We start from the raw sequence: 26,663 nt of genomic DNA on the forward strand, positions 1-26,663 counted from the left end.
GTTCGCCCGGTAATGCACCCTTTACCGGGCCTGTTTTCCACTCACTTTGTTGACCCACCAGATCCCTGAGCAGACCAGCACCAGCGCCACGGCATATTTGATCTCCAGGATATTCTCCCCAAGGAAAATGGCTGAGAGCACGGTTCCGGCGACCGGGACTAAAAAGTTAAACGGCGCAATCATGCTGACGCGGTTGTACTTCAGCAGCAAACTCCACAGCGCAAATGCCACCGAAGAGAGTAAGGTCAGATAGCCCAGGATGGCCGCCGCTTTGACGCTCGGTACTGCCAGCGTCCCGCCCGTTATGTAGCCCCCCACGACCAGCATCACCCCACCGATCGCCAGCTGCCAGCCGGTCATCACCATAGGATCGACCGTCTGAGAAATACGTTTGCCATACAGCGTGGCCGCAGAGAGGATAAACGCCGCCAGCACAACAAAACCGTCGCCGTTCCAGACAAAGTGGAAGTCCTGCAAGCCGCTATTGAAGTTGACGATCATCACCCCGGCAAAACCGAGGATACAACCGAGGGCTTTGTTGTAGCTGATCTTATCGTTTTGATAGATGAAGTGCGCCAGCATGACGCTGAAGAACGTGGCGGTCGCGTTCATGATCGACCCTTTAGCACCCGTCGTGTAAGCGAGACCGATATAAAAGAAGGTGTACTGGATAGCCGTCTGCGTCAGGCCCAGCACCGTCAACTGCCCAAACTGCCGTGGACTGAGTCGGCCAATCGGCTTGCGCTGGGCAAGGGCTAACAGCAGCAATAGCAGGCCGGCAAACACAAAGCGATATCCTGCAAAGACCACCTTTGACGAAATGTCGTTAGTGGCGATCTGGAAGAGTTCGTAGCCGCTTTTAATTGCGGGATAGGAGCTTCCCCATAACAAACAGCACAGCGTCGCGCTGGCGAATACGATGTTTTTACGGGCAAAAACCGGCGTGGGCAGAACGGCATCCATAACACATCCAAAAGTTAAAATGTTGTTTCATTTTATTATCAGAGAATGTGATGGGAATAGCTACCTTACAAGGCAAAAGGTAGGGACGGGTCTCATTAAAAAGCAAAACGCCGGCACAAGGCCGGCGCTTCGAACGTGATGACGAGTAATTACTTACTCAGCAACAACGTTAACAACCAGTTTAGCGAAGACTTCGCTGTGAACCTGGAAGTCCACTTCGTGCTCACCGGTGGTACGCAGAACGCCGTTCGGCATACGAACTTCGCTCTTAGCCACTTTAACGCCAGCTGCAGTTACTGCATCAGCGATGTCGCGGGTACCGATGGAACCGAACAGTTTACCTTCGTCGCCAGATTTAGACGCGATAGTAACGGTGCCCAGTGCGTTGATTTCTTCAGCGCGAGCGTTAGCAGCCGCCAGAACGTCAGCCAGTTTGGCTTCCAGTTCAGCACGACGTGCTTCGAAAAACTCTACGTTTTTCTTGGTAGCAGGAACAGCTTTACCCTGTGGAACCAGGAAGTTACGAGCGTAGCCCGCTTTAACGTTAACCTGATCACCCAGGCTGCCCAGGTTTGCTACTTTATCAAGCAGAATAACTTGCATTACCTTATCCTCTTAAAGTCGTATTAATGGACCGTGCCCGATTACTGATGACGATCAGTGTACGGCAGCAGAGACAGGTAGCGAGCGCGTTTGATAGCGCGAGCCAGCTGACGCTGGTATTTTGCACGAGTACCGGTGATACGGCTTGGGACAATCTTACCGCTTTCGGTGATGTAGTTTTTCAGCGTTGCGATATCTTTATAGTCGATCTCTTGAACGCCTTCCGCGGTGAAACGGCAGAACTTGCGACGACGGAAATAACGTGCCATATGGCTAGTCTCCAGAATCTATCAAATCAATCTGCTCGGCATGCAGAACCATTTTGCTCAGGCCGTTCTTTGCCTTATGGCAAGAGATGAACCCCTGAACGGTTACTGCGCTACCGACCGTTATACTGTGAGTAATGGCCTGGTTTTCGTGTCCGCTAATAATAACGGGCATTTGGCACCACGCCTGCCGGTGAAACCCGGCTTCCTCCTGCACTGAACGATGCTCAAGCACGAACTGGCAGTGAGGAATTCCTGATGGGCTGACCTTACGAAGGGGGGTCCTGCACACGGTACCGGACAACACCAGACGGTTGGTCATCAGAAATTACTCTTCAGAATCCCCAGCATCAGAATCATCTGCGGTTTCGTTTGCGAAATCATCGCGACGCTCACGGCGCTCGTCTTTCGCTTTAACCATCGGAGATGCTTCGGTCACTGCGTTTTTGGTACGCATAACCATGCTGCGGATAACGGCATCGTTGAAGCGGAAGTTAGTTTCCAGCTCATCGATCGCTTCCTGCGGTGCTTCAACGTTCAGCAGAACGTAGTGAGCTTTGTGCAGTTTGTTGATCGGATAAGCCAGCTGACGGCGGCCCCAGTCTTCCAGACGGTGGATCGTGCCTTCTGCTGCAGTGATTGCACCAGTGTAGCGCTCGATCATACCCGGAACCTGTTCGCTCTGGTCAGGATGGACCATAAAAACGATTTCGTAATGACGCATCGAATTGCTCCTTACGGATTATTCAGCCTCCTGTCTGGGTCAGCCGAGGCCCGGGGAGGCAAGGAACGTGTTAAAGGTCGGCTGAAAAATTGACGCGCCATAATACTTGTACCCCCCTGGAAACTCAAGCTGATTGCACAAATAATTCGCACAAAGCGTAAAGCTCGTCTAAGTGGGTGATTTACCATGGCTCACGGGCGATCGCGGCGATTTTTTGAACAACAGCATCAGAAATGGTCGCCAATGCCCGTCAGATAAGGGGTTACACTTTAATCAGACCCCTTCTGAGGACAAAACCCGAAGTGATTATCGTCGCACCGTAGTTTGTCGTGGAGCGCATATCATGAAAAAGATAAACCTTGCCATTCTGGCTGCGCTTTTGCTCAGTGCAAACGCGACAGCAGCGATTCAGGTTGACGGCCGACAGGCCAGAAATATGGATGATGTGCAAAGTCTGGGCGTCATTTATATCAACCATAACTTCGCAACGGAAAGCGAAGCGACGGAAGCCATTAATGCAGAAGCCGATGCGCGGGATGCCCGCTACTATCACGTCATGCTCACCCGTGAACCGGGCAGCAACGGCAATATGCATGTCAGTGCAGATATCTACAGATAATGCTTTGACGCTAGCACCAGGAAAGCCAACAACTAAAATATTGTCATAGTCGAATTAGCCCCCTGCCCGGGGGCTTTTTTTATTTCTGCCCATAATAAGCATTCGGGCCATGCTTACGCATAAAATGCTTGTTCATGAGATAGCTGTCGATAGGTTGCAGATGCGGGTTGATGCCGCGGGCAATCCACGCCATTCTCGCTACCTCTTCCATCACCACGGCATTGTGTACGGCATCGTGGGCATCTTTACCCCAGGCAAAAGGGCCATGCTGATACACCACTATCCCCGGGGCGTGCAGCGGTTCACCCTCCCCCAGCGTTTCAATGATCACCTTGCCAGTGTTGCGTTCATACTCGCCCTGCACCTCCGCTTCGGTTAATGCCCGCGTACAGGGGATGTCGCCAAAAAAGTAGTCGGCATGGGTGGTGCCCAGCGCCGGAATGGCCAGCCCCGCCTGCGCCCAGGCCGTGGCATGGGTGGAGTGGGTATGCACCACGCCGCCAAGTGACGGATAACGCCGGTACAGTTCCAGATGGGTCGCGGTATCGGACGAGGGCCGCCACTGGCCCTCTACCACCTTACCGTCGAGATCCACCACCACCATGTCTTCCACACGCATGGTCTCATAGGCTACGCCGCTGGGTTTGATCGCCACCAGCCCGCGCTGGCGATCTATCGCACTGACGTTTCCCCAGGTAAAGGTCACAAGACCGTAACGCGGCAAATCCATATTTGCCTCAAAAACCTGCTGCTTAAGCTCCTGCATTTTCTGCTCCCGTCAGCCCGGACCGTGCCATGCGCTCGAGCACCCAGTCGCGGGCTTTTGCGACTTCTTGCAGCGGATCCTCTGCGGTTTCGCTCCACATCTCAATCAAGTAGGGTCCGCAGTAACCGCTGTGCTTGAGGGTGGCGAAACAGGCTTCGAAATCCACCACGCCTGTGCCGAAAGGTACGTTTTTAAATACGCCCGGCCGGGTGTCTTTGACGTGTACCGCCACGATATGGCCCATCCCCGCCTGCAGCTCCATAGGCACATCGTTATCCCACGCAGACAGGTTGCCGATATCGGGATAAAGCTGGAACCACGGATTATTGAGGTAGTGGGCATAGCCCAGCGCCTTGCTGATGGAGTTCATCAGCGGGTAGTCCATGATCTCCATTGCCAGCGTCACCTGGGCGCGGCTCGCCATCTCCACGCTCTCTTTCAGCCCTTCACGAAAGCGCCGCCGCGTTTCGTTGCTGGCCTGCTGGTAGTAAACGTCGTAGCCCGCCAGCTGGATGACGCGGATCCCCACGTCCTGGGCAAAGCGAATCGCCTTACGCATGATCGCCAGCCCCTGTGCCCGCACGGCGTCATCTTCGCTGCCGAGCGGGAAGCGACGATGAGCGCTCAGGCACATTGAAGGCACGCGTACGCCAGTTTCGGCCACCGCATTTACCAGCGCCAGACGCTGCTCGCGGCTCCAGTCGAGACGGGAGAGACGCGCATCCGTCTCATCCACCGACATTTCGACGAAATCAAAACCCAGAGACTGAGCCAGTTTTAGCCGTTCAAGCCAGCACTCCCCGGCAGGAAGTGCCTTTTCATAGATACCAAGCGGCACCTGCTTGCTTAACATAACCGCTCCTTATCCCCACAGCTGGGCGATGGAACGTTTGAACTGACGTGCCGCTTCCACCGGCGAGGCGGCATCACGAATGCTGCGTCCGGCGATAAAGACGTGAATAGGGATACCTTTAAACAGCGGCAGATCCTCCAGCGCCAGACCGCCGGTGACGGTAACCTTAAAGCCCATCTCCGCCAGACGCTTCACGGCAGTAATATCGGCATCACCCCAGGCGACGCCCGCGGCCTGGGCATCGCGGCTGCGGTGATAGACCACCTGCTGAATGCCTGCCTCACGCCACGCCTGCGCCTGCTCCCAGGTCCAGAAGCCGGTGAGTTCGATCTGCACGTCGCCGTTAAACTCTTTGGCAACCTCCAGCGCGCCTCTGGCAGTATTAATGTCTGCACAGCAGATCACCGTCACCCAGTCGGCGTTAGCTTCGAAGCACATGCGCGACAGGATTTTGCCTGCATCCGCGATCTTGGCGTCAGCCAGCACAATTTTGTGAGGATAAAGCGCTTTCAGATCGCGCACGGCGCGCACACCTTCTCCGACGCACAGAATGGTGCCCACTTCGATGATATCCACCTCTTCGGCGATGAGACGCGTCGTTTCGTATGCGTGGGCCAGGGTTTGGTTATCCAGTGCGACCTGCAACATTGGTAATGACATTTCAATTCCCTCTTAAACTGCCGCCGCTGTGGCGTTGTCGATTAAATCCAGCACGTCCTGCTCGGTGCGGCAGGCGCGTAAACGGTCGAAATTGGCTTCGTCTTCAAACAGGTTGACGATCTGCATGATGCCCACCTCCTGATGGGTATTGGCATCAACGGCCGCCATGGTGATCAGGATATCGACCGGATCGTTATCTTCATGGTTAAACACCAGCGGCGTTTTCAATGTGACCAGTGCAAAGCCGGTTTTTTTGACCCCCTCCTCCGGGCGGCCATGCGGCATTGCCAGCCCTGGCGCAATCACAAAATAGGGGCCAAATTGCTCAACGCCATCGAGAATGGCCTGGTAATAGCGCGGCTCAACAACATCAGCCTTAACCAGCAAATCAACGCTTAGCTTTACCGCCTCCTGCCAGGTGCTGGCTTCGGCCTGTAAAAGGATGGAGTGGTTATCTGCCAGCGAATCACGGAGCTTCATCGGGCCTCCTTACTTCACGTCTTGCGGGAAGTGTTCTTTGATCACCTCCAGCAGTTTTGGGCCAAAATCCGCAGGCGACAGCATATTGCGCACCCCCACCACATATTTATTGCCTGTGACGCTTATTTCACCGGCGATATGGGTCGAGGCAATGATGATGTCTGCGCCGTTCAGTTCACTTTTGTATTCACCCACCGCGCAGCTGTTCACCGTGTGGTCAACGTTGGACTGGGTTAAAAATTGGTCCACTTTCATCTTCATGATCATGGAGCTACCTTGCCCATTGCCACACACAGCCAGGATACGTACGGTCATAATCGGAACTCCTTAGTGAGCAGAAACTTCTGCTGTTTGTTTCTCTGCATCTTCTTCCGCCCGTAGCGAACGGCCAGCGAAGAACATATAAGCCAGGGCAATAACAATGATGACGGCCATAAAGACGATGCCGACGGAGGCGAAGCCCTGCATCATTGGCGGCGCCAGAATTGACCAGTCGGCCATACCCATCCACGCGCTCATGCCGGTGAGCTTGACTGCCCACACGCAGCCAAAGATTTCAATCATCCCCATCACCAGGCAGATCTTGAGCGCCGCGCGCCAGCCGCCAAAGTGGTTAGCAAAGACGCCAATGGTGGCGTTGGAGAAGAACATCGGGATAAAGCCAGGAATAATAAGGATGGAAGAGCCGCAGCCCACCAGAATACCCACCGCGATCAGCTGACCGATGGTGCCCCACATAAAGCCCCAGACCACGGCATTTGGCGCGAAGCTATAGATAGCTGCACAGTCAATTGCCAGAACGGCCCCAGGAATCAGACGTTGAGAAATACCGTTGAAGGCTTCGGACAGCTCGGCGACAAACATGCGTACGCCCTGCGTGATGATGAAAATTGCCACTGCAAAAGAGAAACCGGTTTGCAGGATATAGACCGTCCAGTGGGTCTTACCTGCCATCGCCTGGACTACGTCGATACCGAAAGAGAGCAGAATGGCGCCGAAGAAGAGGGTCATTACAATCGCTGTAGAAACGATGTTGTCATGGAAGATATTCAGCCAGCCTGGCAGCTTAAGGTCCTCAACACTCTCCTCTTTTTTACCCAGATACGGGGCAACCTTGTAGGCAATCCACGAGGCGAACTGCTGCTGATGGCCGATAGAGAAACCGCAACCGTCGGTCACTTCCTGCGTCGGTTTGTACATCATATTGGAGGTAATACCCCAATAGAGTGAGACCAACACGGCCGTGCAGATAATCGTGGTCCACATTGGATAACCGAAGATATAGAAGGAAACCGCAATCAACCCCGCCTGCTGGAACATGATGTGGCCGGTGAGCATGATGGTGCGGATGCCGGTGATCCGGCGTAGCAGAACGTAAATGATGTTCAGCGCCAGCGCGAGCAGGACGGCGTAACCCACCCAGCTGTAGGCGTCGCCCATGCGTTCAATGGTGGCCATCATTGATGCATAGGTGTCTGATATTGCGCCATTAATGCCGTAGACCTCCGACATTTTGGCGACCACAGGTTTAAAGGTGCTGGTTAAAATGCCGGACCCCGCCTGCAGGAGCATAAAACCGATGATGGTTTTAATAGTGCCTTTGATAATGACGCTGACGCTCTTGCGTAACAGGATGTAGCCCAGACACGTCACGATACCCAGCAGTAGCGGGGCATTGGTCATTACCTGATTAAAAAAGACGGTAAAGACGCTGTAGAGGATCTCCATAACACTCTCCGATAAAGGCAGTACGCTGCGTAATGCTCGTACAACAGGCCCCCACTCTAGTAATCAAGAATAATCATCACAAGATTGCATTTGATTATTTGTGACGCGTCACGCAAATTATTTCCCTGTTGTTAGTGTTGATTTTATTAAACCACCAAAAATTCCAATTAAATTCTTATAATTCATAAAATTAATGAAAATAACGCGATCGTTTAATAAGCAATAGTTGAACAATTCGTGAAGTCGATCAGCCAAAATTCCGCATTTACACCGTTGCAAAGCGCGTGAAATAGTGACAGCATTAATCATAACAAATCACAAAATGATTTAATTTGATTAAACCAGGAGTCAAAAAGATGAGTAAAGTGAACACCATCACCCGCGAATCATGGATTCTGAGCACCTTCCCGGAATGGGGCAGCTGGCTGAACGAAGAGATTGAGCAGGAACAGGTTGCGCCTGGCACCTTTGCAATGTGGTGGCTGGGCTGTACCGGGATCTGGCTGAAATCAGAGGGGGGAGCCAATATTTGCGTCGACTTCTGGTGTGGCACCGGCAAGCAAAGCCATGGCAATCCGCTGATGAAAAAGGGACATCAGATGCAGCGTATGGCGGGGGTGCAGAAACTGCAGCCCAACCTGCGTACTACGCCATTTGTCCTTGATCCCTTTGCGATTCGCCAGATCGACGCCGTCCTGTCGACCCACGATCACAACGATCATATTGACGTCAACGTCGCGGCGGCGGTAATGCAGAACTGTGCAGATGATGTTCCTTTTATTGGCCCACAGACCTGCGTTGATTTATGGATCGGTTGGGGCGTGCCAAAAGAGCGCTGCATCGTGATGAAGCCGGGTGATGTCGTAAAAATCAAAGATGTTGAAATCCACGCGCTGGATGCCTTTGACCGCACGGCTCTTATTACCCTGCCGGCAGACCAGAAGGCAGCCGGCGTACTGCCGGACGGCATGGATGAGCGGGCGGTGAACTATTTGTTCAAAACCCCCGGTGGTACGCTGTATCACAGCGGCGATTCCCACTACTCAAACTACTATGCCAAACACGGCAACGAGCATCACATCGACGTGGCGCTGGGCTCCTATGGCGAGAACCCGCGTGGTATCACCGACAAGATGACCAGTGCCGATATTCTGCGCATGGCAGAAGCACTGAACACCCAGGTGGTAATCCCATTCCACCACGATATCTGGTCAAACTTCCAGGCCGATCCGCAGGAGATCCGTGTGCTGTGGGAGATGAAAAAAGACCGTCTGAAATATGGCTTTAAGCCGTTTATCTGGCAGGTGGGCGGCAAGTTTACCTGGCCGCTTGATAAAGACAATTTTGAATATCACTACCCGCGCGGGTTTGACGATTGCTTTACCATTGAGCCGGATCTGCCGTTCAAATCTTTCCTGTAATACCCCTCTTATCGCCGGGCACAGCGCCTGGCGATACCATCTTTTACTTAGTAATTTCACGCTATTTCAAATATCATCTTTTGAAATCAATTTGTTTCGGAATAGCTCATGACAGAAGCACAGCGGCATCAAATTTTACTTGAACTCCTGGCGCAGACGGGGTTTGTCACCGTGGAACAGGTGATTGCCCGGCTGGGCGTTTCCCCTGCCACCGCGCGCCGGGATATCAATAAGCTTGATGAAAGCGGGAAGCTGAAAAAAGTCCGCAACGGTGCCGAAGGTATCAGCCAACAGCGTCCACGCTGGTCGCCAATGAATATTCATCAGGCGCAGAATCACGACGAAAAAGTGCGTATTGCCCGGGCCGCCTCTCAGCTGGTCAATCCCGGCGAAAGCGTAGTGATCAACTGTGGTTCAACCGCTTTCCTGCTGGGTCGGGAAATGTGTGGTAAGCCGGTGCAGATCATTACCAACTACCTGCCGCTGGCTAACTACCTCATCGATCAGGAGCACGAAAGCGTGGTGATCATGGGCGGGCAGTACAACAAGAGCCAGTCCATTACCCTAAGCCCGCAGGATAGCGAGAACACCCTCTATGCCGGGCACTGGATGTTTACCAGCGGGAAAGGACTCACCGCCGAGGGATTGTATAAAACCGATATGCTGACGGCGATGGCGGAGCAGAACATGCTGAACGTCGTCGGCAAGCTGGTGGTGCTGGTCGACAGCAGCAAGGTCGGAGAGCGTGCGGGGATGTTATTCAGCCGCGCCGAGCAGATTGATCTGGTGATCACCGGTAAAAGTGCTGACCCCACAATCCTCCAGAAACTGGAAGATCAGGGGGTGAAGATCCTGCGCGTTTAAAGGTGCTGACGGAAAAAGGCCACTGTGGCGTCAAGGGCGGTAGGCGTGATGCGGTGTTTTACTCCCGCCTCCCAGAGGCAGGTCAGGTTTTTATCCAGCCCTTCATGCTGCAAGGCCTGCTGCAGACGGAATGTTTCCCCGGCGGGCACCACATCATCCTCCTCCCCGTGCCACAGCAACAGCGGACGATCGGCCAGGCGCGGTAACGCATTCGTCACCTCCCAGTCGGCAAGCGGAGAGACCATGGTCGCAAAGTCCCCCGGTTGCAGCGGCGGAAACAGCGTGCGGGCCAGCGAGGTAAAGTAGCCAGAACCCATCAGGCTTGCCACGCATTTCACCTCTGGATGGCGCGCCATGATACCCAGCGCAGTCATCCCGCCCATCGAGGCTCCGGCGACTGCCAGGCGTTCATCCGCCACCAGCCCGGCCTGGTATAACGCGCTCTTCAATGCGTCAAACTCCGTGAGGTTACCATGCAGAATCGGCCAGAACTGTCCCAGGCGAGCCTTCTCATCGCCGGAATAACGCGCCCCGTGATCGGGTGCATCTGGCATCACCACCCGAAAACCCGCTTGCGCCAGCGCCACCGCAAAATAGCTGTAAACCAGTTTTGAGGATGTAAAACCATGATAAAAAATGACAACGGGCAACGGCTGAGCCTTTTTCCCGGCGGGAAAAGCGTGTACACACTCATGGTCGCCAAATTGACGTATTTCAAGTTCAATCATTAATGGGCCTCATGCTAATGGGTGATTTAAAATGTTGAGAACCAGATTACGCTTTCGCACAATTTTCATTCGAAATTTACGCCGCAGCTAACAATTTGGGAACATTCCCCCAATCCTAAATCAACAGAGTTCTACACTATGGCTATCAGGAAACGAGATATGGTTATGCGTAGGTTTGCTGCTTTATTGCTAACGCTGGCGTTGGGCGGATGTAGTGTATTAGAAGGCTCGCCGCAGCCTGCACCACCGGTTGCCGACCACCCACAAGAAATTCGTCGTAATCAGACGGAAGGATTACAGCGGATGGGTACGGTCACCGCCCTGGAGCGAGGCTCTCCCGCAGATGTGGAAAATGCCATTAAAGCAAAAGCCGTCGCTGCGAAAGCAGATTATTACGTCATTGTCCTTGTTGATGAAACCATCGTGACAGGACAATGGTACTCGCAGGCCATTTTATACCGTAAATAACGCGCGGTATTTAAACGACATTTACACTGCTTTGCGTCCATAGACGTTTTCCTGTTCACAATAAACTCCATGCCTGGGTCAATGGAAGCGAGTTTATTAGCGAAGGATTGCCCGGCGGATTCCGGGGACACGTAAAATGGAGCTGACGATGAAACGATCTCTTGCTTTGACCTCACTGTTGCTCTCAGCCGGTCTGGTGAGCACTGCCGCCCAGTCAGCCGAATTTGCCAGTGCTGATTGCGTGACGGGTTTAAATGAAATCGGACTGATTTCCGTGAGTGATATCTCAGGGAGTCCGCAGGATGTTGAGCGCATGATCGCGCTAAAAGCAGATGAACAGGGAGCATCTTGGTATCGCATTATTGCTATGCAGGAAGAGAGCCATGTTGATCGTTGGCGAGTCCAGGCCATCCTTTACGTCTAAAAAGCATCAATAAAAAGCCACTAAAAAAGAGTGGCTTTTTATTATTTACAATTCTATTATCCTTGCCGTTACTACCACGAGACACTTATGTAACATTTTGTTACATAAACCCAATAAATGTTATCCCTGCTCTGCCGTTGAAAAGCGTTACCTTTTTAACAATGAGCAATTTATGATCAACTTTTTTCGCCGTGCAGGTCTGGGCACAAAGCTATCGCTGCTTACCGGCTTGAGTGTTGCCACACTCTTTCTGCTTTTCACTTTCCTTCTGAGCTATAACACCAGTCAAAAACTCGAATCGCTGGCCATAGAAGACCTGCATAACCAGTCCACCGGCGTGGTGGATATGGTGCAGATGTTCAACACTAGCCTCACCGAAGAGGTGGAAAGCTATACCCGCCTGTTCACCACCTTTTTGCCGCAGCCGCTGAACCTTGACGCCAGCCAGACCCGCACCATCAACGGTCAGACTGTCCCGCTGCTGAAAGGCGGCGATACGGAACTCCATGAGAACAACACCACACCCGATGATTTTCTGAATCGCACCGGCGCCATCTCTACGCTGTTTGTTCGCAGCGGTGACGACTTTGTTCGCGTGGCAACCTCCCTGCGTAAAGAGAACGGCGATCGGGCCATCGGTACGAAACTGGATCACGCCAGTCCAGCATGGGCAGTGGTGGCCAAAGGAGAGGTTTATCGCGGCCTCGCCCTGCTGTTCGGCAAACGCTATATCACCCAGTACCAACCGGTAAAGGATGCGGGTGGACAGGTAATCGCCATTATCTTCGTCGGGGTCGACATCACCCACTCGTGGAACGTCATGCGCGAGAAGATCCTCAGCCGCCGTCTGGGCGAAAGTGGCCACTTCTTTGTGCTGGACCGCAGCAATGGCAAAAATCACGGCCAGTACCTGTTCCACAGCGCAGAAGAGGGACGGTTGCCGACGTGGGAGAACGAGGTTCAGCAACAGTTACTGGGGGATGACTCCGGCACCCTGGAACGTCAGAGCGCCGATGGTCGCACCCTGATTATGGCCTGGACGCCGCTCCCGGGCTGGAACTGGACGATAGTGGGCGAAGTGGATAAAACCGTCCTGCTGGCCGATGTGACCAGCATGCGCGATCGCTTCCTGCTGGCTGGCGTTGTTCTGTCTGCGCTCTTCGCCATGCTGTTCGTGTTTATTATCCGCCGCTGGCTGACACGCCCGCTGCGCGATGTGATTGGTCTGGCAGAACAGTATGCCGCAGGCGATCTGCGCGCCACTCTGCCAGCCACCCGTCAGGATGAGGTGGGTCAGCTGATAAGCGCCATTAACGGCATTGGCGGCGGGCTGCAAAAAATCGTGCTGCAGGTGCGTGAAGCCGCGGGAGATATCCATCTGGGAACCAACGCCCTGGCGGCGGATACCGGCGAGATCTCCGAACAGATCAACAAGCAGGCCAGCAGCGTGGAAGAGACCTCTGCCAGTATGGAGCAACTGGCGGCCAGCGTGCAGCAGAATGCGGCCAATATGGAGCAGACCCAGCAACTGGTGGGCGAAACGTCCCGGGCAGTGCATCAGGGCGGGGAGACCGTCAGCAATGCTGTCTCTACGATGGATGATATTCGCGAAGCATCGAAACGTATCGAAGCCATTACCCGGGTGATTGAGGGTATCGCTTTCCAGACCAATATTCTGGCGCTAAACGCCGCCGTAGAAGCCGCCCGCGCAGGTGAGCACGGTAAAGGCTTCGCCGTGGTGGCTCAGGAGGTTCGCGCCCTGGCAGCACGAAGCGCCAACGCGGTGAAGGAGATTGAACAGCTGATTGGCGATACGCTCAGCAAGGTGAGCGAGGGCCACGCCCTGTCGGAGCAGACCCGTCAGGCGATGGATAGCATCATTGAGCACATCGACAATATCAACCAGCTGGTCACGGAAATTAACCATGCCTCCCGCGAGCAGTCGGCAGGCATCGGTCAGGTGAACCTGGCGATGACGCATATCGGCGAAGCGTCGCATATTAACGCCGATCGCGTCTCGCGCAGCGAACAGACCGCGCAGGTCCTGCGCGGGAAAGGCTCGCACCTGACCGATCTGGTCAGCCTGTTCCGCCTGTAAGGATCAGGCAACACCGCCCGTGGCGCGGAGCAGCAGGTCGTCCTGGACCTGCTCGCCGATCAGCGATCCGCCGCGGGCATCAAGCATTTCACGGCACCAGGCCTGCGCCACCGGCGGTGACGCATGGCGCAACATCTGCGCCCCCGCGCCCAGCAGGAAGATCTGCCGGGCGATCTCCCTGCCCTGCGCCTCCTGCGGCTTACGTAACTTCTGCTGCAACTGGCGCCAGCTGCGATCGAAGTGCCGATCCTGCCCTTTCACCTCGGCAAAATCATCGGCCAGCAGATCCATCACCGCAGGCTGTTTCGCCAGCACGCGCAGTACGTCCAGCCCCATGATATTGCCCGAGCCTTCCCAGATACTGTTGACCGGCATTTCACGGTACAGGCGCGGCAGTTCGCTCTCTTCGCAATAACCAATACCGCCGAGCACCTCCATCGCTTCAGCGACAAACGGGATCCCCGCTTTACAGATGGCCAGTTTTGCAGCCGGGGTAAACAGCCGCGCCCACAGCGCGTCGCGCTCGTTATCCCGGCGATCCCAGGCGCGCGCCAGGCGGAACAGAAGCGCAGTCTGCCCTTCCAGCTGCAACGCCATGCGGCTTAATACGTCGCGCATCAGCGGCTGATCGATCAGGTTTTTGCCAAAGGTCTGCCGCTGGTGGGCATGATACAGCGCCACCGAAAATGCCCGGCGCATCAGGCCATGGCTGCCAAGCGCGCAATCGAATCGGGTGAGGCCGCCCATTTTCAGGATCTGGCGCACCCCTTCCCCCTCCTCGCCCAACAGCCAGCCAGTCGCCTCGAGGAACTCGGCTTCACTACTGGCGTTCGAACGGTTCCCCAGCTTGTCTTTCAGACGCTCCAGATGCACGGCATTACGCAGGCCGTCTGGGAGAAAACGGGGAACGAAAAAGCACGACAGGCCGCCTTTCGCCTGCGCCAGTACCAGATGGGCATCGCTTTGCGGCACAGAGAAGAACCATTTATGGCCCACCAGCCGGTAGCTACCGTCGCTGCAGCGTTCTGCCCGGGTGGTATTGCTGAGAACATCCGATCCGCCCTGTTTTTCCGTCATCCCCATGCCAATTAACAGACCGCGCTTCTGATTGCCCGGGGCCAGATGCGAGTCATAGCGGTCGCTGAGGAGCGGCGTCAGCCAGTCGTGGAAGGCGCGCGGTAATGCCTGTTGCAGCAGCGGCGTGGCGGCATGGGTCATGGTGATCGGGCAAAGCGTGCCGGCCTCCACCTGCGCATGCAGGATAAAGCGTGCCGACCGGGCCACAAATGCGCCTTTGCGCACCTCCTCTTCCCACGCCAGGTTATGCACCCGGTTGGCGCACAGACCCTGCATCAGCAGGTGCCACGCGGGATGAAAGCGCACATCGTCCAGCCGGGTTCCGCTGGCGTCAAAGCGCAGCAGTTCAGGTGGATTGACGTTGGCAAGGCGGCCCAGTTCCAGAGATTCTGCCGTACCCAGTTGCTGGCCGATACTGGCGAGCAGCTCGGCGTCCCAGTCCGCGCCTTCACGGCTGACCGCTTCGCACAGGGCACGATCGGAAAGAAAAAGGTTGCTGTTGGTGAGTGGCGCAGGCTGATTAAAAACAGTGTGCGTCTGCCAGTGCATAATGTATCCCTCCTTCTATGGCAATGACGTAATTATGGACAGGCCAGGCAGACGCTGCATGGGAGCGGGCGCAAAATTTCGCCCTCCGCAAGCGTGAATCTGGTCACAGATTGCGCGAATAATAAATTTCCAAATAGCTTTTATGGTGAATAATTTATTCCTACCCTCATGGAGAGAATAACGATGCAAACCCCTCAACGAGTGCCGGATGCCCATAAGCGCGCTTTAATTGCTGGCTCAATTGGTAATTTCATCGAATGGTACGAATTTGCGGTGTACGGTTTTCTGGCCACTGTGATTGCGAAAAACTTTTTCCAGCTCAGCGGCGAGGCCGGGCTGACCAGCCTGATCCTCACCTACGCCTCTTTTGCCATCGCCTTTTTCTTTCGTCCGTTAGGCGCCATCGTCTTCGGGCGGATCGGCGATCGTATCGGGCGTAAGCCCACGCTTATCATCGTGCTGGTGATGATGACGCTGGCCACCGCGGCCATCGGTCTCGTACCGGTGTATGCCAGCATCGGCATTGCCGCCCCGCTGATTATCACCGTCCTGCGGATCCTGCAGGGGCTGTTCGCGGGCGGCGAATATGGTGGCGCGGTATCGCTGATGACCGAGTTCGCCCCGCGCGGCAAACGGGGGCTGTACGGCGCATGGCAGTCGTTTACCGTTGCGCTGGGCCTGCTGGCCGGTGCGGGCATTGTGGCGTTGCTGTCGGCGCTGCTGACACCAGAAGCTCTGCATGACTGGGGCTGGCGCATTCCGTTCTTTATCGCTCTGCCGCTGGGGGCCGTCGCCTTGTGGCTGCGGGTGAGCATGGAAGAGACGCCGAGCTTCGTGAAACAGCAAACCAGGCCGGTCGTTGCGAAGGCCAAAACCGGCGACACGCTGAAAGCCATTGTGATGGGGATCGGCCGGGTGATGGTGTGGTCTGCTGCGGGCTATACCTATCTGGTGATCATGCCCGCCTACCTGCAATCTGCCCTGCATACCGGCTTTAACCAGGCGCTGCTGATTGCAGTGATCTCCAATATCGGTTTTGCGCTGACCATTATTCCGTCGGGGATCCTCAGCGACCGCATCGGACGCCGCACGGTGATGGTGATTGCCGCCGTCCTGCTGCTGATCCTCGCCCTGCCGCTGCTGAAAATATTGCAGGCTGAATCCAGTACCCTGGCAGTGAAAGCGATTGTGGTGCTGATTGCTGGTGGCCTGGTAGGAATGCTGGCAGGACCAGGGCCGGCCATGCTGTCGGAGATGTTCCCGACGCGAGTACGTTATACCGGGCTGGGGCTGGCCTATTCGCTGTCGAATGCCATCTTCTCGGGCTGTGCGGGTTTAATCATTACAGGTCTGATAAAAGAGACGGGGAATCTGGATATCCCGGCATATTACGTGATGGCGACGGCGGTGGTGAGTATTGTGGCGCTGATGACACTGAGAAAGGATGACCATTTGCGGTCGCTGGAGGAGTGAGGTATGTGCCGGGTAGCATTACGCTTACCCGGCCCGGATGATCACCCTCTGGTGCCTTCACCCCAACCTTCTCCCATAGTAAGAGGGAGAAAACACTAAAGGCCTTCTTTGAAGGCCTTTAGTTTATTTCCCGCGCTGGCGCACCGCTTCAAACAGGCAGATGCCGGTAGCCACGGAGACGTTCAGGGACGAGACGCTGCCTGCCATCGGAATGCTGATCAGCTCGTCGCAGTGCTCACGGGTCAGGCGGCGCATACCTTCACCTTCTGCACCCATTACCAGCGCCATGCGGCCGGTCATTTTGCTCTGGAACAGAGTATGGTCAGCTTCACCCGCCGTACCCACGATCCAGATGTTCTCTTCCTGCAGCTGACGCATGGTACGCGCCAGGTTGGTTACCCGGATCAACGGCACATTTTCCGCTGCGCCACAGGCCACTTTTTTGGCCGTCGCGTTCAGCTGTGCAGAACGGTCCCGGGGCACGATCACCGCGTGGACACCCGCCGCATCGGCGCTACGCAGGCAGGCACCGAGGTTGTGCGGATCGGTCACACCGTCGAGGATCAGGAAGAACGGATTCTCCAGCGAAGCAATAAGATCCGGCAGATCGTTTTCCTGATACTGGCGGCCCGGCTTCACGCGGGCGATGATCCCCTGGTGCACCGCGCCTTCGCTTTTTTCATCCAGATACTGACGGTTCGCCAGCTGGATCACCACACCCTGCGCTTCCAGGGCGTGGATCAGCGGCATCAGGCGTTTATCTTCACGCCCTTTCAGAATAAACACTTCCTGAAAACGCTCCGGTGCGCGCTCCAGCAGGGCCTGCACCGCGTGGATGCCGTAAATCATTTCACTCATTAAAGGTACTCATGTGAGGCGGTGTGCGCCGGGTTAAATGGGGCCGTGAATGTCGTCACTTGCGCCTATTATAACCGACCCGCCGGTCAAATCGACTCCTGTCGGCATTAGCCGTTCACCACCGCTCACGCAACGTCTGTCGGGACCGGGTGCGCAGGCAAACTGGCGTTCAGCAAAAAGCGCGTGGAGGCATGGCAGGACGCAAGGAAATATCTATTTTGTTACGAGATGCCTTACGGCTAAAAAGCGTCACCCCTTCCGGCTGGAAGGGGTGACAGGGAGGTATTACTCAGCGCTATTTTTCTTCGCTGCGCGCTTTGCTTTGGTCGCGGCGGCGATTTTCTGAGATTTCGCTGACGGCTTTTTCGCGGCTCTGGCTTCTTTCTTTGCGGCCTTCGGCTTCTGTTTTTTCTCGCCACGGAACGCGCTGTCCGGCTCGAAGTTCACCTTCTTCCCGGCCTGACGACGTTTGCCGCTGGTTTTACCGGCGGCCCCTCTCTTCGCTTTCTCGCGCTCGGTTTTACCCACGTTGCGCGGCGCTCGTTCGCTGGAGATCAGGCTGAAGTCGATCTTACGCTCGTCCATGTTGACGGCTTCAACCTTCACTTCCACCCGATCGCCCAGACGATAGGTTTGCCCGCCAGATTCACCGATCAGACGCTGCCCAACCTGGTCAAACCGGTAGTAGTCATTGTCCAGGCTGGACACATGAACCAGACCATCAATAAAGAGTTCATCCAGACGGACAAAGAAGCCAAAGCCGGTGACGCTGGCAATCACGCCTTTGAAGACGTTGCCGACCTGATCCAGCATGAAGTCACACTTCAGCCAGTCAGCCACGTCACGGGTTGCTTCATCTGCCCGGCGTTCTGCCATGGAACAGTGCTGGCCCAGTTGCAGCATCTCTTCCATGGAGTAGTGGTAACCACCGGTTTCCGTCGTGTTGCCTTTATGACCTTGCTCCTGCGCCAGCAGATACTTAATAGCGCGGTGCAGGGAAAGATCCGGGTAACGACGGATCGGCGAGGTAAAGTGGGCATAAGACTGCAATGCCAGGCCGAAGTGACCACGGTTTTCTGGATCGTAAATCGCCTGCTTCATCGAACGCAGCAGCATGGTTTGCAGCATTTCTGCATCAGGGCGATCGCCAATGGATTCCAGCAATTCGGCGTAATCACGCGGCTCCGGCTTGTTGCCGCCCGGCAGCTCAAGCCCCAGTTCCGCCAGTACGGTACGGAATGAGGTAATGGCTTCCGTGGTCGGTTTATCGTGAATACGGAACAGCGCTGGCTCTTTGGCTTTCTCAACGAAGCGTGCCGCGGAGATGTTCGCCAGGATCATGCACTCTTCAATCAGCTTGTGTGCATCGTTACGCTGGGTCTGTTCAATACGCTCGATGCGACGTTCGGCGTTGAAGATGAACTTCGCCTCTTCACTCTCAAATGAAATGCCGCCGCGCTCTTCACGCGCCTGATCCAGCACTTTATAGAGGTTGTGCAACTCTTCGATGTGCTTCACCAGCGGCGCATACTGCTCACGCAGATCCTGGTCACCCTGCAGCATGTGCCACACTTTGGTGTAGGTCAGGCGAGCATGTGAGCTCATCACCGCTTCATAAAATTTGTAGCCCGTTAAACGCCCTTTGGTGGAGATGGTCATTTCACACACCATGCACAGACGATCAACCTGCGGGTTAAGCGAGCACAAACCGTTGGAGAGCACCTCTGGCAGCATCGGCACGACCTGGGACGGGAAGTATACCGAGGTGCCGCGGTTGCGCGCTTCACCATCCAGCGGCGTACCTGTGCGGACGTAATAGCTTACATCCGCAATCGCCACCCACAGTCGCCAGCCGCCGCCACGTTTTTTCTCGCAGTAGACGGCGTCATCAAAGTCACGGGCGTCTTCGCCATCGATGGTGACCAGCGGCAGGTTGCGCAGATCCACGCGGCCTTCTTTTGCCGACTCTGGCACCTGCTCTTTCAGGCCTTCAATCTGCTCTTCAACCGCTTTTGGCCAGACGTAGGGGATTTCGTGGGTGCGCAGCGCCATATCCACGGCCATGCCGGTGCCCATGTTATCGCCCAGCACTTCAACAATCTTACCGATCGCTTTGGTGCGACGGGTTGGGCGCTGGGTCAGTTCAACGACCACCACAAAGCCCATCCGCGCGCCCATCACCTCTTCCGGTGGAATAAGGATATCAAAGCTCAGGCGGCTGTCGTCCGGCACCACGAAACCGACGCCAGCGTCGGTGAAGTAGCGACCCACGATCTGGCTGGTTTTCGGCACCAGGACACGCACCACGCGCGCCTCACGACGACCTTTACGATCGGCACCCAGCGGCTGGGCCAGGATCTGGTCTCCATGGATGCACATCTTCATCTGTTCAGAGGAGAGATACAGGTCGTCCTTGCGGCCTTCGACGCGCAGGAAGCCAAAACCATCACGGTGGCCAATCACGATGCCTTTCAGCAAGTCGAGACGTTCTGGCAGGGCATAGCACTGACGGCGGGTAAAGACCAGTTGTCCATCGCGCTCCATCGCACGCAGACGACGGCGAAGGGCTTCAATCTGCTCTTCGCCTTCAATGTTTAATTCAACGGCAAGTTCTTCACGGTTAGCGGGTTTTTCGCGTTTAGTTAAGTGTTCAATGATGAACTCGCGGCTTGGGATAGGATTAGCGTATTTTTCAGCTTCGCGTTCCTGGAAAGGATCTTGTGACATAGCGGTTCCTCCGTTGTCATCTCCGGTGGAAGTTTTCTTCATTCCACCAGCAATAATTTATACAGCGGTTGATTCTCTTCAACCAAATCGGCCAGCGTGTAGTTATCCAGCTCCATGAGAAAACTTTGCACGGCCTTTGAAAGCGCCTGTTTCAGACGACAGGCAGGGGTAATGTGGCAGAACGCGCTGCTGCAGTTCACCAGAGACAATGGCTCCAGTTCACGTACCACATCGCCAACACGAATACTCTGTGCCGGTTTACCGAGGCGGATGCCGCCATTTTTCCCGCGGACGGCAGCAACATATCCAGCACGGCTAAGTTGATTGATTATTTTGACCATATGATTACGGGACACGCCGTACACCTCTGTCACCTCAGAGATACTGGTCATCTGTCCAGCGGGTAACGACGCCATGTAGATCAGCGCACGTAATCCGTAATCGGTGAAACTTGTTAACTGCACATCAACCTCAGGAAAAGGGTAAATCGCGGTATATCCGCAGAGATATTCATTAATGATGATAAACCAGCCAGATAGTTAACGGCGAATTTATTTGGACTGAAAGGAGGGAAGGAGAAAGAAAAAGCCGGATGCGCATGGCTTTCCGGCCTACATTGCGTTTTGTCAGCCCGGCAAGCGCAGCGCCGCCGGGCAAAACCACGATTATGCGTCGAACGGGTCGCGCAGGATCATGGTTTCAGAACGGTCCGGGCCGGTAGAGATAATGTCAATCGGCACACCGGTCAGCTCTTCGATACGCTGAATGTAATTCAGGGCCGCCTGTGGCAGACCGCTACGCTCTTTAACGCCAAAGGTGGTTTCAGACCAGCCTGGCATGGTTTCGTAGATCGGCTCGATGCCCTGCCAGTCGTCAGCAGCCAGCGGAGTGGTGGTCACTTCGCGGCCATCCGGCATGCGGTAGGCAACACAGATTTTCACTTCTTTCAGGCCGTCCAGGACGTCCAGTTTGGTCAGGCAGAAGCCAGACAGGGAGTTGATCTGCACTGCACGGCGCACAGCAACCGCATCCAGCCAGCCGGTACGACGACGACGACCAGTGGTCGCGCCAAACTCGTTACCCTGCTTGCAGAGGAACTCACCGATGTCATCAAACAGTTCGGTCGGGAATGGACCTGCACCCACGCGAGTGGAGTAAGCTTTGATGATACCCAGAACGTAATCCACATAACGTGGACCCAGGCCAGAGCCGGTCGCCACGCCACCCGCGGTGGTGTTAGAGGAGGTTACGTACGGATAGGTACCGTGGTCGATATCCAGCAGCGTACCCTGCGCACCTTCGAACATGACGAAATCGCCACGCTGACGCGCCTGGTCCAGCAGATCGGACACATCAACAACCATGCCGGTCAGGATGTCGGCAACGGCCATCACATCGTCCAGCACTTTCTGGTAGTCAACCGCGTCAACTTTGTAGAAGTTCACCAGCTGGAAGTTGTGATATTCCATCACTTCTTTCAGTTTTTCAGCAAAGGTAGCTTTGTCGAACAGGTCGCCTACGCGCAGACCGCGACGTGCAACTTTATCTTCGTAAGCCGGGCCAATACCACGACCGGTAGTACCGATCGCTTTCGCGCCACGCGCTTTTTCACGTGCCAGATCCAGCGCAACGTGGTAGTCGAGGATCAGCGGACAGGCTTCAGAGAGCAGCAGACGTTCGCGAACCGGGATGCCACGGTCTTCCAGGCCTTTCATCTCTTTCATCAGCGCAGCAGGAGACAGCACAACACCGTTACCGATGATGCTGGTCACATTGTCACGAAGAATGCCTGATGGAATAAGATGGAGGACGGTTTTTTCACCGTTGATTACGAGAGTATGGCCCGCGTTGTGACCACCCTGATAACGTACAACAAATTTAGCACGTTCAGTCAGAAGATCGACGATCTTCCCTTTACCTTCGTCACCCCATTGGGTGCCCAGTACGACGACGTTGTTACCCATTTTTCAAAATCACCGATTGCTTAAAAATGGATTCTACCATCGGTTTTGATGATGTTCAGCTTTTTTTGTATACAAATTTCGCCGAAATTGCCGGGTTCATGTTCAGTTAAACGATTACCTCAATATCTTGTGTGGCACGCTTGTTTTCATCACAAGAAGAGCCTGATAGACAAAAATGTAGCCTGATGGAAAACACCTGTTGGTTGAGTACGGATAAAAAAATGGCGCCTCAAAGAGACGCCATTTTCGTATTCAGACGGTGAAAATCAGCGGCCAGCAGTCGGAGACTTCATGTAGCGGAAGAAATCGCTATCCGGGCTGAGTACCATCACATCCTGATTGCTCTGGAAGCTGCTTTCGTATGCACGCAGGCTACGAATAAAGGCATAGAAGTCTGGATCCTGACTGAACGCATCCGCGAACAGTTTAGCGGCTTCGGCATCGCCTTCACCACGCTGGATACGACCCTGACGCTCAGCTTCTGCCAGCGTTTTGGTCACTTCATAGTCTGCGGTTGCGCGCAGCTTTTCAGCCTCTTCCTGACCCTGTGAACGATGGCGACGGGCTACCGCTTCACGCTCAGCGCGCATACGGTTGTAAATCGCTTCGGACACTTCAGTCGGCAGGTTGATCTGCTTGATACGCACGTCAACCACTTCGATACCTAATGCAGCCATACTGTTCGGGTTGATTACCGGCACTTTGCCGTTGGTCTCAGCCTGAACACGTTCAGCCGCTTTAGCGATCGCATCGTCAGCCGCTGGCGTGGTCACTTCATCTTCGGTGCCAGCAGAGCCGGAGTTCAGGGCATCGCGCACTTCCAGGGTCAGACGACCACGGGAGTCGGTCACGATGTCTTTTACATCCAGACGACCAATTTCAGAACGCAGACGGTCAGAGAACTTACGTTTCAGCAGCACTTCGGCCTGGGAGACGTCGCCGCCGCCGGTTGCCAGGTAGTAACGGCTGAAATCACTGATACGCCACTTGATGTACGAGTCGACAATCAGGTCTTTCTTCTCTTTGGTCACAAAGCGATCGGCCTGGTTATCCATGGTCTGGATACGGGCATCCAGGGTTTTAACCGATTCGATCATCGGGATCTTAAAGTGCAGACCCGGCTCGTAAACCAGTGGTTTGTTTTCGCTGTCACGCAGGACTTTGCCAAAACGCAGGGTAATTCCGCGCTCGCCCTCTTTGACGACAAAAATAGAGGTATAAAGCACGACCAGCACGATGATGATGATCGCAATAACTGACTTACGCATCGTTATTCCCCCTGACGCTGGTAGTCGTTACGCTGCGCGTTGGCGCGGCGTTGGTCCATGATGTCACCATCGTTTGAAGAAGAGGTGGTGTTTGCGCTGGAGTTGCCTGATGACGCAGGTGGCAGACGCAGCAGGTTATTCGCTCCGCTGGTGTCGTTCTTCGCGCCAGTGGCGTTTGCGCCTTTCAGCATCTGGTCCAGTGGCAGAACCATCAGGTTGCCATTTTTGCTGTCATTCACCAGTACCTTACGGGTATGGCTCAGCACTTTCTCCATGGTCTCGATATAGAGACGCTCGCGGGTAATTTCCGGTGCGGCTTTATATTCAGGCAGCAGTTTCGCGAAACGCGCCACTTCACCCTGAGCTTCGAGGATAGTCTGAGTCTTATAGGCGCGCGCTTCTTCGAGGATACGCTGTGCCTGACCGTTTGCACGTGGCTGGACTTCGTTGATGTATGCTTCCGCTTCACGGATATACTGCTGTTCGTTTTCACGGGCAGCAATCGCATCGTCAAACGCTGCTTTCACTTCTTCCGGCGGACGAGCAGCCTGGAAGTTGACGTCCAGCAGGGTGATACCCATGTTGTACGGACGAATGGTCTCTTCCAGCTCGCGCTGGGTATCGCTACGAATAACGGTACGACCTTCGGTCAGAATACGGTCCATGGTGTATTTGCCGATCACGCCGCGCAGGGCGCTGTCGGTAGCCTGACGCAGGCTGTCATCTGCACTGGTCACGCTAAACAGATAGTGCTGTGGATCGGTTACGCGGTACTGCACGTTCATCTCAACGCGCACCACGTTTTCGTCAGACGTCAGCATCACACCGGATGCCGCCAGCTCACGCACCGATTCAACGTTTACCGCCTTAACGTCATCGATAAAGGTTGGCTTCCAGTTCAGACCTGGCTCAACCAGATGGCTGAACTTACCGAAACGAGTGACAACACCGCGCTCGGCTTCTTTGATGGTGTAGAACCCGCTGGCAGCCCAGATAATTACCGCTGCAGCCGCAACAATAGTCACTACGCGACCGCCCATATGAGGACGCGGCCCCTGGCCAGTACCGCCGCCAGTGCCTTTACCACCGCCAAGACCGCCCAGCTTTTTACTCAGCTTGCGGAAGATATCATCCAGATCGGGTGGCCCCTGCTCGCGACCACCTTTGTTGCCATTTCCCCCGGAGTTGCCGCCTTGATTATTGCTGCTCCCCCACGGGTCGCGGTCTTGTCCGTTATTACCGGGCTGATTCCACGCCATGTATGTGCTCCATATTTGTTATGCGGTGATATACCTTCAAAGGCCTGGTATGCCGGAGCATCCATGGCGATTGGGGTATCCCAAAGGGCAAAAACCTTCAGGCATCTCCTTTCCGGTCAGACGACGTAGTCGACCAGCGCAGGTTCTTGTTTACAGAGGCGACGCCAGTCAACGATCGGCATACGCACTTGCAACCCCACGCTGCCGTCATCCTCCATCCACTCTTTTTCTATCGCCTGAAGCTGATAAAAACGGCTGCGCAGTCGGCCTTCCTCGGGCGGTAGACGCAGCGTGTGCTGGGCCACTTCACCGGAAAGACGTTCTGTTAAGGCCTGGAAAAGCAGTGGTACACCGACACCGGTCTGGGCAGAAAGCCAGACCCGAATCGGTATGTTCTCTTCATTTCTGTCGATACGCGGTTCGAAACCGTCCAGCATATCGATCTTGTTCATCACCAGCAGCGTTGGGATCTCGTGCGCATCAATCTCTTCCAGCACGATATTCACTGCGTCAATGTTTTCCTGCAGACGTACATCCGCAGCGTCAATCACGTGCAGCAGTAACGTCGCCTGACGGGTCTCCTGCAAGGTGGCTTTAAACGCAGCCACCAGATCGTGCGGCAAATGGCGGATAAACCCAACGGTATCCGCCAGCACGGTTTCACCGACGTCCGTTACATCAATGCGGCGCAGCGTCGGATCCAGGGTCGCAAACAGCTGGTCTGCGGCGTACACCTGGGCCTCAGTGATCTGGTTAAACAGGGTGGATTTACCGGCGTTGGTATAACCGACCAGCGACACCGTCGGAATGTCTGCTTTCTGTCGGGAGCGGCGCCCTTGCTCACGTTGTTTCTCAACTTTTTCCAACCGTGAGAGGATCTGCATTATACGGCCACGCAGCAAGCGACGGTCGGTTTCGAGCTGGGTTTCACCCGGGCCACGCAAACCAATCCCGCCTTTCTGTCTTTCAAGGTGTGTCCAGCCGCGCACCAGGCGCGTTGCCAGATGGCGCAACTGCGCCAGCTCAACCTGCAGCTTCCCTTCATGAGTACGCGCACGTTGAGCAAAAATGTCTAAAATCAAACCCGTTCGATCGATAACACGACATTCGCACAGACGTTCCAGGTTGCGTTCCTGGGCCGGTGTCAGGGCGTGATCAAAAAGCACGACTGATGCGCCAGTCGCTTTAACGGCATCCGCAATCTCTACTGCTTTACCTTCACCAACAAAATACTTTGGGTGCGGCGCTTTACGGCTACCGGTAATCACCTGCATTGCTTCGACACCGGCGGAAGAGACCAGAGATTCAAACTCCTGGAGATCTTCCATATCTTTGTCTTGCGAAAAATAGATGTGTACCAGCACCGCCTGCTCACCGGCATCATAACGGTCAAACAAGCGTAAACCTCTCTAAAAAGATCAGCGGGGAACGCAGAAACCTGGCTCCCCGATATGGAAATAACAGCCAGTAACCTTATTCGGTTTCTTCACTGTCCTGCGCAGGCGCAGAAGAGCCCTGTGCGTTGCTGCCATGATGGTAGTTACTGGAACCGCCGCCAGCGTTATTGCTGTGATGAGATACCGGGCGAGACGGAACAACAGTAGAAATCGCGTGCTTGTAGACCATCTGGCTGACCGTGTTTTTCAACAGGATCACGAACTGATCGAAAGACTCAATTTGACCTTGCAGCTTAATACCATTCACCAAATAAATAGAAACTGGAACACGTTCACGACGCAGTGCGTTCAAGAACGGATCTTGTAAAGATTGCCCCTTAGCCATTCTATCTTTTCCTTATATGCTTGTTTTGTACTTAGAACCTT

28 protein-coding genes are annotated in these 26,663 nt (G+C 54.9%); 7 read left to right on the top strand and 21 right to left on the bottom strand.

What is annotated here, in order from left to right:
- Positions 1-21 precede the first annotated feature (21 nt).
- The 5 genes from ABIE02_RS11745 to rpsF form a co-directional block, all read right to left on the bottom strand.
- Positions 22-963 carry a DMT family transporter gene (locus ABIE02_RS11745; RefSeq protein WP_032616203.1) on the bottom strand — a complete coding sequence of 314 codons (942 nt, stop codon included), beginning with the start codon at positions 961-963 and terminating at the stop codon, positions 22-24.
- Positions 964-1,116: 153 nt separating this feature from the next.
- Entirely contained in the window at positions 1,117-1,566 is a 450-nt protein-coding gene (rplI, locus tag ABIE02_RS11750; RefSeq protein WP_032616202.1) for a 50S ribosomal protein L9, read from the bottom strand.
- Between the two features lie 41 nt (positions 1,567-1,607).
- A complete protein-coding gene (rpsR, locus tag ABIE02_RS11755) occupies positions 1,608-1,835 on the bottom strand; it encodes a 30S ribosomal protein S18 (protein WP_000135199.1) in 228 nt (75 codons plus the stop codon).
- A 4-nt stretch (positions 1,836-1,839) separates the two neighbouring features.
- Positions 1,840-2,154: a primosomal replication protein N gene (gene priB / locus ABIE02_RS11760; RefSeq protein WP_006178996.1), complete on the bottom strand. Its 315-nt coding sequence runs from the start codon at positions 2,152-2,154 to the stop codon at positions 1,840-1,842.
- Between the two features lie 6 nt (positions 2,155-2,160).
- Positions 2,161-2,556 carry a 30S ribosomal protein S6 gene (gene rpsF / locus ABIE02_RS11765; RefSeq protein WP_011915632.1) on the bottom strand — a complete coding sequence of 132 codons (396 nt, stop codon included), beginning with the start codon at positions 2,554-2,556 and terminating at the stop codon, positions 2,161-2,163.
- Positions 2,557-2,899: 343 nt separating this feature from the next.
- Between rpsF and yjfY the strand changes: the two genes are divergently transcribed.
- The gene (yjfY, locus tag ABIE02_RS11770; protein ID WP_032616201.1) at positions 2,900-3,175 is read left to right on the top strand and encodes a DUF1471 family protein YjfY; all 276 of its coding nucleotides are present in this window, start codon (positions 2,900-2,902) and stop codon (positions 3,173-3,175) included.
- Between the two features lie 79 nt (positions 3,176-3,254).
- On the opposite strand, the gene ABIE02_RS11775 is transcribed toward yjfY, so the two are convergent.
- From ABIE02_RS11775 to ulaA, 6 genes are read right to left on the bottom strand one after another with little or no spacing between them, the layout of a single operon-like run.
- On the bottom strand, positions 3,255-3,941 hold the full coding sequence (locus ABIE02_RS11775; protein ID WP_032616200.1) for an L-ribulose-5-phosphate 4-epimerase: 687 nt from the start codon (positions 3,939-3,941) through the stop codon (positions 3,255-3,257).
- A complete protein-coding gene (locus ABIE02_RS11780) occupies positions 3,928-4,794 on the bottom strand; it encodes an L-ribulose-5-phosphate 3-epimerase (protein WP_032616199.1) in 867 nt (288 codons plus the stop codon). Before ABIE02_RS11780 ends, ABIE02_RS11775 begins: the two co-directional genes overlap by 14 nt.
- A gap of 9 nt (positions 4,795-4,803) precedes the next feature.
- Positions 4,804-5,454 (bottom strand): 3-keto-L-gulonate-6-phosphate decarboxylase UlaD, encoded by a 651-nt coding sequence (locus ABIE02_RS11785; protein WP_032616198.1) that lies wholly within the window; start codon positions 5,452-5,454, stop codon positions 4,804-4,806.
- Between the two features lie 12 nt (positions 5,455-5,466).
- Positions 5,467-5,934, bottom strand: a complete 468-nt coding sequence (gene ulaC, locus ABIE02_RS11790) for a PTS ascorbate transporter subunit IIA (RefSeq protein ID WP_032616197.1) — start codon at positions 5,932-5,934, stop codon at positions 5,467-5,469.
- Between the two features lie 9 nt (positions 5,935-5,943).
- Positions 5,944-6,249 carry a PTS ascorbate transporter subunit IIB gene (gene ulaB / locus ABIE02_RS11795; RefSeq protein ID WP_032616196.1) on the bottom strand — a complete coding sequence of 102 codons (306 nt, stop codon included), beginning with the start codon at positions 6,247-6,249 and terminating at the stop codon, positions 5,944-5,946.
- Positions 6,250-6,261: 12 nt separating this feature from the next.
- Positions 6,262-7,662: a PTS ascorbate transporter subunit IIC gene (ulaA, locus tag ABIE02_RS11800; RefSeq protein ID WP_032616195.1), complete on the bottom strand. Its 1,401-nt coding sequence runs from the start codon at positions 7,660-7,662 to the stop codon at positions 6,262-6,264.
- A gap of 356 nt (positions 7,663-8,018) precedes the next feature.
- Between ulaA and ulaG the strand changes: the two genes are divergently transcribed.
- The gene (ulaG, locus tag ABIE02_RS11805) at positions 8,019-9,083 is read left to right on the top strand and encodes an L-ascorbate 6-phosphate lactonase (protein WP_032616194.1); all 1,065 of its coding nucleotides are present in this window, start codon (positions 8,019-8,021) and stop codon (positions 9,081-9,083) included.
- 108 nt (positions 9,084-9,191) lie between these two features.
- Positions 9,192-9,947, top strand: coding sequence for an HTH-type transcriptional regulator UlaR (gene ulaR, locus ABIE02_RS11810; RefSeq protein ID WP_032616193.1), 756 nt, complete (start codon positions 9,192-9,194; stop codon positions 9,945-9,947).
- On the opposite strand, the gene yjfP is transcribed toward ulaR, so the two are convergent.
- A complete protein-coding gene (yjfP, locus tag ABIE02_RS11815) occupies positions 9,944-10,675 on the bottom strand; it encodes an esterase (protein ID WP_336994950.1) in 732 nt (243 codons plus the stop codon). The two genes, ulaR and yjfP, sit on opposite strands and share 4 nt — an antisense overlap.
- Positions 10,676-10,813: 138 nt before the next feature.
- Between yjfP and bsmA the strand changes: the two genes are divergently transcribed.
- The 3 genes from bsmA (at position 10,814) to ABIE02_RS11830 (ending at position 13,665) form a co-directional block, all read left to right on the top strand.
- Positions 10,814-11,143 (top strand): biofilm peroxide resistance protein BsmA, encoded by a 330-nt coding sequence (gene bsmA / locus ABIE02_RS11820; RefSeq protein ID WP_071886502.1) that lies wholly within the window; start codon positions 10,814-10,816, stop codon positions 11,141-11,143.
- Positions 11,144-11,279: 136 nt separating this feature from the next.
- Positions 11,280-11,567 carry a DUF1471 family protease activator YjfN gene (yjfN, locus tag ABIE02_RS11825; protein WP_032616190.1) on the top strand — a complete coding sequence of 96 codons (288 nt, stop codon included), beginning with the start codon at positions 11,280-11,282 and terminating at the stop codon, positions 11,565-11,567.
- Between the two features lie 172 nt (positions 11,568-11,739).
- Positions 11,740-13,665, top strand: a complete 1,926-nt coding sequence (locus ABIE02_RS11830; RefSeq protein ID WP_032616189.1) for a methyl-accepting chemotaxis protein — start codon at positions 11,740-11,742, stop codon at positions 13,663-13,665.
- A gap of 3 nt (positions 13,666-13,668) precedes the next feature.
- Here ABIE02_RS11830 and ABIE02_RS11835 read toward each other — a convergent pair whose 3' ends face one another.
- On the bottom strand, positions 13,669-15,291 hold the full coding sequence (locus ABIE02_RS11835) for an isovaleryl-CoA dehydrogenase (RefSeq protein WP_032616188.1): 1,623 nt from the start codon (positions 15,289-15,291) through the stop codon (positions 13,669-13,671).
- Positions 15,292-15,474: 183 nt separating this feature from the next.
- On the opposite strand from ABIE02_RS11835, the gene ABIE02_RS11840 reads away from it, so the two are divergent.
- Positions 15,475-16,764, top strand: coding sequence for an MFS transporter (locus tag ABIE02_RS11840; protein ID WP_032616187.1), 1,290 nt, complete (start codon positions 15,475-15,477; stop codon positions 16,762-16,764).
- A gap of 123 nt (positions 16,765-16,887) precedes the next feature.
- On the opposite strand, the gene rlmB is transcribed toward ABIE02_RS11840, so the two are convergent.
- The 8 genes from rlmB to hfq form a co-directional block, all read right to left on the bottom strand.
- Entirely contained in the window at positions 16,888-17,622 is a 735-nt protein-coding gene (gene rlmB, locus ABIE02_RS11845; protein ID WP_032616186.1) for a 23S rRNA (guanosine(2251)-2'-O)-methyltransferase RlmB, read from the bottom strand.
- A 285-nt stretch (positions 17,623-17,907) separates the two neighbouring features.
- Positions 17,908-20,349, bottom strand: coding sequence for a ribonuclease R (gene rnr / locus ABIE02_RS11850; protein WP_032616185.1), 2,442 nt, complete (start codon positions 20,347-20,349; stop codon positions 17,908-17,910).
- A gap of 38 nt (positions 20,350-20,387) precedes the next feature.
- The gene (nsrR, locus tag ABIE02_RS11855) at positions 20,388-20,813 is read right to left on the bottom strand and encodes a nitric oxide-sensing transcriptional repressor NsrR (RefSeq protein ID WP_032616184.1); all 426 of its coding nucleotides are present in this window, start codon (positions 20,811-20,813) and stop codon (positions 20,388-20,390) included.
- 201 nt (positions 20,814-21,014) lie between these two features.
- On the bottom strand, positions 21,015-22,313 hold the full coding sequence (gene purA / locus ABIE02_RS11860) for an adenylosuccinate synthase (protein ID WP_032616183.1): 1,299 nt from the start codon (positions 22,311-22,313) through the stop codon (positions 21,015-21,017).
- A gap of 266 nt (positions 22,314-22,579) precedes the next feature.
- Complete coding sequence (hflC, locus tag ABIE02_RS11865; protein WP_032616182.1) at positions 22,580-23,581, bottom strand: protease modulator HflC; 1,002 nt, start codon at positions 23,579-23,581, stop codon at positions 22,580-22,582.
- A 2-nt stretch (positions 23,582-23,583) separates the two neighbouring features.
- Positions 23,584-24,840, bottom strand: a complete 1,257-nt coding sequence (hflK, locus tag ABIE02_RS11870; protein WP_077227713.1) for an FtsH protease activity modulator HflK — start codon at positions 24,838-24,840, stop codon at positions 23,584-23,586.
- Between the two features lie 116 nt (positions 24,841-24,956).
- Positions 24,957-26,237, bottom strand: coding sequence for a ribosome rescue GTPase HflX (hflX, locus tag ABIE02_RS11875; protein ID WP_032616180.1), 1,281 nt, complete (start codon positions 26,235-26,237; stop codon positions 24,957-24,959).
- Between the two features lie 76 nt (positions 26,238-26,313).
- The gene (gene hfq / locus ABIE02_RS11880) at positions 26,314-26,622 is read right to left on the bottom strand and encodes an RNA chaperone Hfq (RefSeq protein WP_032616179.1); all 309 of its coding nucleotides are present in this window, start codon (positions 26,620-26,622) and stop codon (positions 26,314-26,316) included.
- Positions 26,623-26,663 lie beyond the last annotated feature (41 nt).

It is taken from the genome of Leclercia sp. 1548 (assembly GCF_050435045.1).
In the GTDB taxonomy this organism is placed as follows: Bacteria; Pseudomonadota; Gammaproteobacteria; order Enterobacterales; family Enterobacteriaceae; genus Enterobacter; species Enterobacter adecarboxylatus.